Origin of the sequence: Stenotrophomonas sp. HMWF003 (assembly GCF_003061285.1) — a bacterium.
Lineage (GTDB): Bacteria > Pseudomonadota > Gammaproteobacteria > Xanthomonadales > Xanthomonadaceae > Stenotrophomonas > Stenotrophomonas maltophilia_AP.
The window spans coordinates 5,431-14,616 of the sequence record NZ_QAIW01000436.1; the positions used below are offsets into that span (position 1 = coordinate 5,431).

A 9,186-nucleotide genomic window follows, 5' to 3' on the forward strand; every position below is an offset into this window, starting at 1 on the left:
GTGCCAGGCCGGGGCATGGCCGCCGCTGCGATTGCCCTGTGCGCTGGCCACGGCATCGCCAGCCTGCGCATACGCGCTGGTATCGGCCTCGGCGCTGCGGCCACCCGGGGTCGGCACGGTGCCGGCTTCGCCCTGCCCGTTGTACAGGCTGCCCAGCACCACCGGGCGATCGATGTCGCCTTCCAGGAAGCCGACCAGGACTTCCTGCCCCACGCGGGGTACGAACTGGCTGCCAACACCCGGCCCGGCATAACGCTGGGCCACGCGCAGCCAGGTGCTGTCGTTGCTCGCCCCGGCTGCGCTACCCGCCCCCTGGAAATGGAAACGCACCCGGATCCGCCCGAGGCTGTCGGCATGCACGTCGCGCGCGCCGTCCGCGCTGACCCCGGGTGCGGACACCACCACGGCCGTCTGGTAACCCGGTGCCAACGGACGCGGGTTCAGGCGCGCGCCACTGTCGTCGAACAGCACCGGCCGCCAGGCCAGGTCCCGTGCCTGGGCGTCGAAGGTATTGGCGTAACCATGCGTCTGGGCGCTCCCGGACCCGGCTGCGGCTTCCTCCACGACATCCACGGGGTGAAGCGCCGCAAGCGCCTCGCGCAGGTCTACCGGCAGGTTGTTGATGCCCACATGCTGCACCCGGGTCAACACGAGTTCGGCAGGGGCGCCGCCGGGCAGCCCGGTCACCGTCAGCCACTGACCGGCCGTGGCGCTGCGCAGCGTGCTGCGCCCGTGCCACTGCTGGGCCTGCGCCTCGCCTGCCTGGGCCATCAGCCCGGCGTAACGATCGGCCTCGACGCTGTCGGCAAAACTGTAGGCGCCGGAAGGGTCGTACACCTCGCGTGCCTCACCCTGCCCGCCGCCTTCCAACGGCACGCCGGCGGCGAGCGAACGGCTGGCCTTGTAATCATCGCTGTGCAGCGTCAGGCGCTGGGCTCCCAGACGACGCCGGCGGCCCAGTGCCTGCACGGTGTCATCGGCCTCGGTGGCATCGGCACGATGGAAGCGCACCCCGCCACCGGCCTGCGACACCGCGTCCTGCGCCTGCGCGGCGGCATCGGCAAACAGCACCAGCACGTGGCCACCGGGATCCTCCCCACCATCTTCCACCCGCCAGCCCAGGCCTTCTTCGGCCAGCAGGCGCTGGAGGAAGGCCAGGTCGGTCTCGCGATACTGCACGCAGTAGCTGCGCGGTCGCGCGCCCTTGAGGAAATCCACGGCTTCCCCGCTCCAGCGCCATTGCAGCTGGCTGGCGTGGTCGCCCAATACGGTGTCGACGATCTGCTGCACGTCCATGTTCTGGAAGACGCGGCTGTGATGGCCGTGTTCCAACCGGCAACTGGCGTCCCGCAGCACCACGCGGTAACGGGCCAGGCCGCCATCGTCGGCCAGCAGGTGCGCTTCGGTGATCAGGCCATGCCGGGGCAGCCAGCGACCATCGGCCAGCCGGGTCTGCAGGCAGGCCGCACTGCCAAGCCACTGCTCCAGGGGCAGGTCCGCGTCGAGCGCCAACAGCAGCACCTCGTAGCGGAACCCGTGCGAGAGCTGTTCTTCACCCTGCCAGCGGTCCACCAGCACCATCGGCGCATCCGGCAACTGCATCCGGTACAGACGTTCCCCATCCAACAACCGGGCCGCCTGTGTCATCAGGTTCCGCATTGCTTCCATGGCTCACCTTGGCTCGCGCGCCACCGGCGTTGCCGGTGCCGCTTCCATCCCCTGTGACCCGACGGTAGCAGATGCAAAACCAACACGCACGCTACGCAAGGCAGCGTCCGTTAAAACCACGTCAACGTGCCGCCAACGTGAGTCAGTAGGTGGCGTAGGGAACTTCCACCACGACCGGGGCGCCGGGCGCGCCCACCGGGCGCAGCGTGAAGCGGTCCAGCGTGCCATCTTCATCGGTGAAGGTGGTCGTCTGGAACTGCAGCTTGTAGCTGCGGGTGCCGGTCTTGACGGTGCCGGCGGCATCGATGCTGGCGCCCGGGGGCAGCAGCAACCCACCCAGGTCGCTATAGGCCTCGATCGCGTCATGGAAGACGTAGGTGGCCAGGGCACCGTCGCGTTTCATTTCGTACACGCGCGGTTCGTAGGGCGGGGTGTCGTTGCCCTCGTTGAGCAGGTCCGACACCCACACGCCCGGCAAGCGGTACTGCGTTTCCAGCACGCCCGCGTCCAGCCGGTCGCTGCTGACCACCATGCAACACACCACGCGGTTGGCTTCCCGGTCCAGGATTGCAAAGCGCGTGCCCTTGGCCACGGGGGTGGGCAGCATCGCAAAGGCCAGATCGTCCTGCGCAGGTTCGACCCCGTTGGCCGAATGCACGTTGCGCCAGCCGCCGAAGACGGGGGCGGCCGGTGCGGCCTGTGCGGCGGCATCCAGGCCGACCGCCAGTCCCAGCGCCAACAGCAGCGCCTGGGTGATGTTTCTGCCCTGCATGGGTGTGGGTCCAGTGTTGAAAGCGCCGCCACTATGCGTCAGCGGCGCGGGAGGATCAATTGGTGCCGAAGCGTACGTCGACCGTCTGTGCGGCGCCACCGCTTTCAGGCGTGAGGCGGTAGGTTTCCAGCCCGCCGTCATCGTCGGGCAACGTGTCCACGGTGCGGACCACCGTGTAGGTCGCACCGCCGAAGCTCACCTTGCCCGCACCCGCCGCCTGTGCATCGGCCGGCAGCAACAGGCCGCCCCATTCGCCGCTCTCGGTGAAATGCCCCTCGAACCGGTAGCCCAGCAGGCGGCCCACCGGGCGCGCGGCGAACACGTGCGATGCCCCGCCGGCGCCATTGTCCAACCCACTGGTCAGATCCGATGCCCACACCCCGGGCACCTGGTAGGAATGTTCCAGGGTGGCCCGCTGCAGCCGGGGACTGGACACTTCCAGGCAGCAGACAGGCTGCCACCGGGTCAGGTCCATCACCGTGAAGCGGGTGCCTTTGCCCGCGTCGGCAGGCAGCATCACGAACGCGCTGCGCTGTTCGGACACCGAATACGCCGGCCCGATCGTCAGGCTGCGCCAGCCGCCCGCGGACGGCCCTGCGGCCTGGGCGCTGCCAGCGGCGGCAAGCAGGGAAAACACAGCAGCGATGACGCCTTTCATGGACATGCTCAATTACCTGTTTTGGACCAATGCGGTTCGTCGACCTTGTTCTTGGGGCCGTAGTAGGTCCAGTGATAGACCTTGTACGTGGCGCCTACTTCCTGCAGGTCGCGCTTGCTGGTAATCGCCACCGACACGCCACTGGCGTTCTTGACGGTCTTGCCGATGCCCCACGGGGGATCGAACTTCATGTCGATCGCCTCGCCCCCGTTGTGGTTGGAACTGTAGGGCTTGCCGATCGCGCCGGCGGCCGCATACGCCTGGTCCATCGCACGCGCGCCCTTCTTGGCCGCGTCCAGGTCGGGCTTGCCGTTGGCGTCCAGGTGCTCCCAGTCGATGTTGACCGGTTCGTCGCCATTCTGCGGCACGAACTTGGGCACCTTGCCCGGTGCCAGCCCCTGCACCACTTCGCGGGCGTAGTACATCAGGTAGGAGCGCTGCGGCGGGCGCAGGGTGGTGTTGATGATCACGTCGATCCCACCGGCCTTCATCGCCGCGATGAAGCTGCTCGCGCCCTCGCGGAACGGCGACTTGAGGTCGGCCACCTTGGCACTCTGCAGGAACCGGCCATGCCAGTGCTTGCCGCTCTTGCTGGTGGCACCGCCATCGGTAGCCGCGGCATTGGCCTCGCCCAGCGGCGAATAGAAATTGTTGAGCAACGCGATCGGGTGGATGTGGTACACCTCCGGCGACACCGGGAAACCGGGCACCTTGGGCTGCACCTTGTCCCACCAGCGCAGGTGCTTGATGCGCAGCTTCTCGGCGCTCCACTCGGGCTGGCCGCCCAGCATCAGCGGATCCAGCGCGTCCCACTTGGCATCACTGCCGCCCCACTCGCTTTCGTACTTCGCAATCATCCGGCTCATGGCCTGGGCCATCAGCGGCTGTTCCATCGCCGTGCGCAGCTCGGCCTTGGACAGGTAGCCGCTCTTGTCGGTGTCCAGCTGCTCATAGAGCTTCTTGACCAGCGCGCTCTGGTCGACCTTGTCGGCGCGCATCTTGTAGTCGGTGACCTCATCGGCGCGCAGCGCGCCCATGTTCACCAGCGAGGCCGACAGCATGTCCACCGGCTGGATCTGCCCTTCTTCAACCCAGTCGAAGCCCGGCCATGCCCACGGCGATTGCCAGCCCACCTTCGGCATGCCGCTTTCGCAGACCCAGCCGACGTGGATCTTGCCGGCATTCTGGCTGCGCACCGACACGCGCCACCACGGCTTGCCATCGGCGTCGACAACGCGGTCTGCCGGCGGGTTCTTCTCCAGCTCGGCGCGGGTCATCACCCGCGCAAACGCGGCTTCACCACCGGCATCGGGGCCATCCAGCCGCAACGGGAACTTCTTCCACACCTTCATGCCGTCGGCACCGCACGACACCAGCGCCGCACGCTCCACCCACACCGCGTCACCCTGCGGCATGCGCATCTCGCGCCGCTTGTAGTTCAGCTTCTTGGCCAGCTTCTCGTCCAGGGTGCGGTCGGTGTCGGCCGGGCCGACGAACCAGCCGGTCCATTCGGCATCGGGCGCCTTGGCGTAGCGCTTGCTCTTGGACGAGTACGCGCCCAATGCCTCGCGGTCCATCACCACCAGGCCCGCCTTCTGGATCTTCGCCCACGGACCGATCGCGCCGTCCTTGCCCTGCACCAACCGCGTATCGGCCGGCCAGGTGGTGTCGTGCGGCACCGGCAGCTTGAGCTTGGCCCCCTTGTCGATCAGGAACAGCGAGCCGGTGTTGGGCGGCAGCAGCGAGGCATACTTGCGCGCTGTCTTGACGAACACCGGCAGGTCGTTGCCGGCGAAGGTCTCCAGATGCACCATCTGCCGCCACCCGCGTTTGGCGCGCGGCTGGGCATCCACGTACTGCTGGTACTCGCCCACGTGGCCGAGCAGCACACCGGCACTGACCGGGATGGGCTTTTCCGGAATCACCACCTGGTCCAGGGTGAATGGCGCCTTGGGGCCGGGGTCCAGTTCGGACAGGAACACCCAGCCCTGCGCGGCCGCCGGATCCACCGCCTCGCCCGGACGCACCGGCGCAATCTGGCCTTCCAGGATGCGGTCGATCTGCGCCCACTTCTCGCCCCGGTTCTTCACCGTGATGCGCGCGCCACGCGGCAGCAGCCCGATGCGGGCGCTCTTGCCGTTGGCTTCCTTGCGGATGTTCAAGCCGATGATCGGCGCGGCGGCGTCACTCATGGACCAGCTCCTCGGACGTCACGTTGTCCCACTCCTTGGTCTCGGGCGGGAAGAACCCGAGCAGTTCATTGGCTTCGCTGGAGATACCGTGGCCGCAATCGCAGCCCACCTCTTCCACCTCCGCCGGGGCCTCCGCAGCGGCTTGCACCGGTGGCGGTGGCACCTCCTGCGTGTCCTTGGCGCGCTCGCCCACGACGAACTCGTTGCTGGCATCCCAGTAGGCCGGCCGCGCGCGCTTGGGATTCTCCTCGTAACCCTGGAAATCCAGCAGGTGCATGTACAGGCTGTAGAACACCATCTGCATGCCCGGATCGCGCGGCTTGGGTGCCTCCGTCTTGGGCGGGTCCTTCTTTGCGGTCCCCTGCGCCGCGGCCGCCGCAGCACCCGTGGTGGCTCCCGCGGCACCGGCCGCGGCAACACCGCCAGACGGATTGTCGGGTGTGCAGGTCTTGGGCGCGTTCTTCTCCGCTTCGGCCTTGAACAGCGCTTCGGCGTTCGGCGGCAGCTCGATGCGGTGCCGCACCAGCGTGAAGCCGGACGAATACGCTGCGCTGCGCTGTACCTTGGGGAAGGTGATTTCGGGGTACTTGCGGTTCACCATGTAGGCGACGATCTCGCCGTCCTTGATGCAGCGCACGCCATCGGTCTGGTTCAGCACGGTGCCGGTACCGGCATCGAAGTGGATGCCGCCATGCCACAGGCCGCTGGCGCCGATCGGGAAGAACCCGTCGTCAGCCTTGCTCAACGCGCCCTGCAGCGCGGGCAGGCCGATATATGCCGCGCCGTCCAGCGCGGTGGTCTTGCCCTGCGGCGGGAATGGATACGACCAGGGTTGCTGCACTTCCACCGGCTCGCAGCACCCAAGCGCATAGCCGGCGAACTTGGCCATGTACTTGCCCACCGAGGTGCCGAAGGCGTCGGTGGCATTGATGGCGCCGCCGGTCTTCAGGAAGGCCATCACCGCTGGCGTCTTGTACTTGCCCTCCTTGGGCGTGACCGTGCCGTAACCCTTCAGGTGCGCCGCGGCGATGATGCCCGACTCGGTGACCAGCACCCCGCCGATGGTCTGCCCGATGTACGCGTGCGCGCCATACTTGCGGCCCATGCTGCACAGCCGCCGCACCCAGGCCTGGCCCGCCTTGTCCTGGATCGCCACGTTGTTGCGGAACACCTGCAGGCTGGTCGCGCCGTCCTTGCCGGTCCACGTGCCGTCCCAGTCCTGGAAGAACTTGCCGTCCTTTTCGTGCTTCTTCCCGTCGTGGTTGAAGTAGCCCAGGTCCATCAGCGCGTCTTCGCCGAACTGGTATTTGCCGACGTAGCCGAACTTGTTGATGATCGTCGAGTCGCCGCCGCCCTCGGAGGCGAACAGCGCATTGAGGAAGCCCTGCAGGTCCTTTGCCATAATCAGTTCCCGTTGCAGAACGCGGTGTAGTCTTCGTCGCTGATCTGCACCGGCGCGCGCTCACTGATGCGATCCATGGCGTCGGCAGGCAGCGTGCCCAGCCAATGCACCTGGCACTTGTCGACCAGGCGCCCGGCCATGCGGCCGGTGGCCGGGTCGTACAGCGCCACCAGGGTGGTCAGGTTGCACTGGTGCGCCTGGCAGGCGCGGTACAGCCAGCGTTCGCCGGCCGCGGTCTGGATGCGCTCGCCCTGCGGCTGCGGCCCGCTGCCGATCCGCTCGCGCAGACGCGCATCGCCCAGCGCTGCCGCGTCGGCCAGCATGTCGGTGAAGGCCTTATCCACGCGCGGGTCGTACTGCGGGCAGGTTTTGCCGCAGACCGCATCCCCCACCAGGTTGAACAGTTCGGTGGCCAGCGGATCGGTCGCCTCTGAGGCGGTTGCCGCAGCGGGCTCGGCTGCCGGTGCATCCACGGCCACCGCGGCCGCTGCTGCATCCCCCTGGGCGGCCGCGTCGGCCACCTGGTCTGCCGGTGGCTGTGCCTGGCAGGCCGCCAGCAGCATCGCGCCGGACAGCAGCGATGCGATAAAAATCCTGTTCATGCTCATCCCGAGAATCCAATGATGCGTTGCTTCTTGAGGTCCCCATGCACCCAGCTCTTGAGCTCGGCCTGGTAATTGCTGGGACCGGTGAACGACTTCTTGCCGGCGTGCACCACGATGTTGCCCGGTGCGGTGAAGGTGATGTTGCCGCCTTCGATGGTCACGCTGGCACCGCCGGCCGTGGCCACGTGCAGGGTCTTGCCGGCGGCCAGGTCGAACTGCGACTGGGCGCTGGCCATCTTCAGCGCGGCCTGCGCCTGGATGCGCAGTTCGTCCTGCTGCGCCTGCACGTCCAGCTCGCCCTGCCCGGCCACCACGCTCAGCGCGGCAGCCGTTGCCGCCTTGCCCTGCACCGCCGTTGCCAGCACGCCCACGCTCTGCGCGGCATGCAGGCGCATCTGCCCCATGACGGCGGTCTCGCTGGCCTGCCCGCTGCCCAACGTCAACGTCTCGCCGATCGCCCAGCCCAACGCCTGCCCGGCCACATGCACCACGCCGTCCGGCGCGGCCAGGCCCAGCAGTGCATCACCGACGTGCGGCACCTTGTTGTCACCGGCGCTGCCATCGCGCTCGGCCGCCTGTCCACGCGCCGGCGCGTACTCGACGCCCTCCACGGTGGTGCGCGCACTGGCCAGCAGCGCGGCCAGCGGTGCCTTGTCCTGCACCAGCCGCGAGCGGTTGGGTTGCTGCGCGCCTTCGTGCGCGGCCAGCTTGCTGGTCAGGTGGGTGCTGGCCGCCGTTGCAAACGAGCTGCCGAGCGTCTGCAGCTGGGTCAGCAACGCAACCGGCTGCGCCGCATCGCCGGCCTTGCCCTGCGCGCCGCGCGCATAGCCACTCAGCCACAGCCCCGAGCGTGCACGCAGCGCACCCCAGGCATCACTGCGCAGCTCAAAGCCCTCACCGCGCAGGCTGCCGCGGAAATTGTCGGCCTGGTGGATCAGGTGGCCCAGGTTGAGGCTGGTCACCGCCTGGGTGGTCAGCAGCTGCGCGCGCAGCTGGGCGTCGCTGTCGTCGAACAGCAGCGCGTTGTAGCCACTGCCGCCCCACTCCTTGGAACGCACGCCCCACAGTGCACCGGGATGGCGGTGCGCATCGTCGCCGCCGGCGGCTGCGTGCCAGGCCGGCGCGTGACCGCCGGTCACATTGGCCTGCGCGCTGGCGCGTGCATCGGCAGCCTGCGCATAGGCGCTGGTATCAGCGCTGGCGGCCTGGCCGGCCGGGGTCGGTGCCACGCCGGCTTCGCCGCGCCCGTTATAGAGCGCGCCCAGTACCACCGGGCGATCAATATCACCGTCGAGGAAGCCGACCAGCACCTCCTGACCGATCCGCGGCAGGAACTGGCTGCCCACGCCCGGACCGGCATAGCGCTGGGCCACGCGCAGCCACGCACTGTCGCGCGCGCCATCGCCCAGCCCGGACTGGAAGTGGAACTTGACCCGGATACGCCCGGCCAGATCCGCGTGGACTTCGTGGCTGCCGGCGCCGGCAGCGCTGCCCTGCGCGCCCACCACGATCGCAGTCTGGTAGCCCGGCGCCAACGGCCGCGGGTTCAGGCGCACGCCGGTGTCGTCGTGCAGCACGGGCCGCCACGGCGTGTTGCGCTGGACGGCGGTGAAGGCATTCGCATAGCCCACGGCGTCGGCGCGCTCGTGTACGGCCGGATCGACCGGATGCGCTGAAGGTGCAGCGCCCAATGCCTGCGCAAGCGACGCCCGCAGGTCCACGGGAAGATTGTTGACGCCCAGATGCCGGACGCCTGTCAGCAGCACCTCGGACGGCGCCGATGCGGGCACCTGGCCTATCCGCAGCCACTGGCCCGCACACAGCGAGCGCACGCTGCTGCGCCCGCGCCACGCCTGGTTGCGTGCTTCGTGCGCCTCGGCCTGCAGACC

The 9,186-nt window shown here is 68.5% G+C and carries 7 protein-coding genes; all 7 read right to left on the minus strand.

Translation table 11 applies throughout. The features are described from left to right. On the minus strand, positions 1–1,647 hold a 1,647-nt coding region (locus tag DBR34_RS24050), incomplete at its 3' end, for a type VI secretion system Vgr family protein (protein ID WP_258224133.1). Between the two features lie 163 nt (positions 1,648–1,810). Beyond that, a complete protein-coding gene (locus DBR34_RS19095; RefSeq protein ID WP_181394077.1) occupies positions 1,811–2,440 on the minus strand; it encodes a decarboxylase in 630 nt (209 codons plus the stop codon). 55 nt (positions 2,441–2,495) lie between these two features. Beyond that, on the minus strand, positions 2,496–3,098 hold the full coding sequence (locus tag DBR34_RS19100) for a hypothetical protein (RefSeq protein ID WP_128097945.1): 603 nt from the start codon (positions 3,096–3,098) through the stop codon (positions 2,496–2,498). 8 nt (positions 3,099–3,106) lie between these two features. Then, the gene (locus DBR34_RS19105; RefSeq protein ID WP_128097946.1) at positions 3,107–5,290 is read right to left on the minus strand and encodes an SH3 domain-containing protein; all 2,184 of its coding nucleotides are present in this window, start codon (positions 5,288–5,290) and stop codon (positions 3,107–3,109) included. Beyond that, positions 5,283–6,692 (minus strand): hypothetical protein, encoded by a 1,410-nt coding sequence (locus tag DBR34_RS19110; protein WP_128097947.1) that lies wholly within the window; start codon positions 6,690–6,692, stop codon positions 5,283–5,285. The genes DBR34_RS19105 and DBR34_RS19110 overlap by 8 nt, the downstream gene beginning before the upstream one ends. 2 nt (positions 6,693–6,694) lie before the next feature. Beyond that, on the minus strand, positions 6,695–7,294 hold the full coding sequence (locus DBR34_RS19115) for a hypothetical protein (RefSeq protein ID WP_128097948.1): 600 nt from the start codon (positions 7,292–7,294) through the stop codon (positions 6,695–6,697). 2 nt (positions 7,295–7,296) lie between these two features. Further along, positions 7,297–9,186: type VI secretion system Vgr family protein (locus tag DBR34_RS19120; protein WP_258224134.1), on the minus strand; the 1,890-nt coding region annotated here is incomplete at its 5' end.

Excerpts from the sequence above, each read along its gene's own strand:
- DBR34_RS19095 (WP_181394077.1), bottom strand. The coding sequence starts at position 2,440 with ATGCAGGGCAGAAACATCACCCAGGCGCTGCTGTTGGCGCTGGGACTG.
- DBR34_RS19100 (WP_128097945.1), bottom strand. The coding sequence starts at position 3,098 with ATGAAAGGCGTCATCGCTGCTGTGTTTTCCCTGCTTGCCGCCGCTGGC.
- DBR34_RS19105 (WP_128097946.1), bottom strand. The coding sequence starts at position 5,290 with ATGAGTGACGCCGCCGCGCCGATCATCGGCTTGAACATCCGCAAGGAA.
- DBR34_RS19110 (WP_128097947.1), bottom strand. The coding sequence starts at position 6,692 with ATGGCAAAGGACCTGCAGGGCTTCCTCAATGCGCTGTTCGCCTCCGAG.
- DBR34_RS19115 (WP_128097948.1), bottom strand. The coding sequence starts at position 7,294 with ATGAACAGGATTTTTATCGCATCGCTGCTGTCCGGCGCGATGCTGCTG.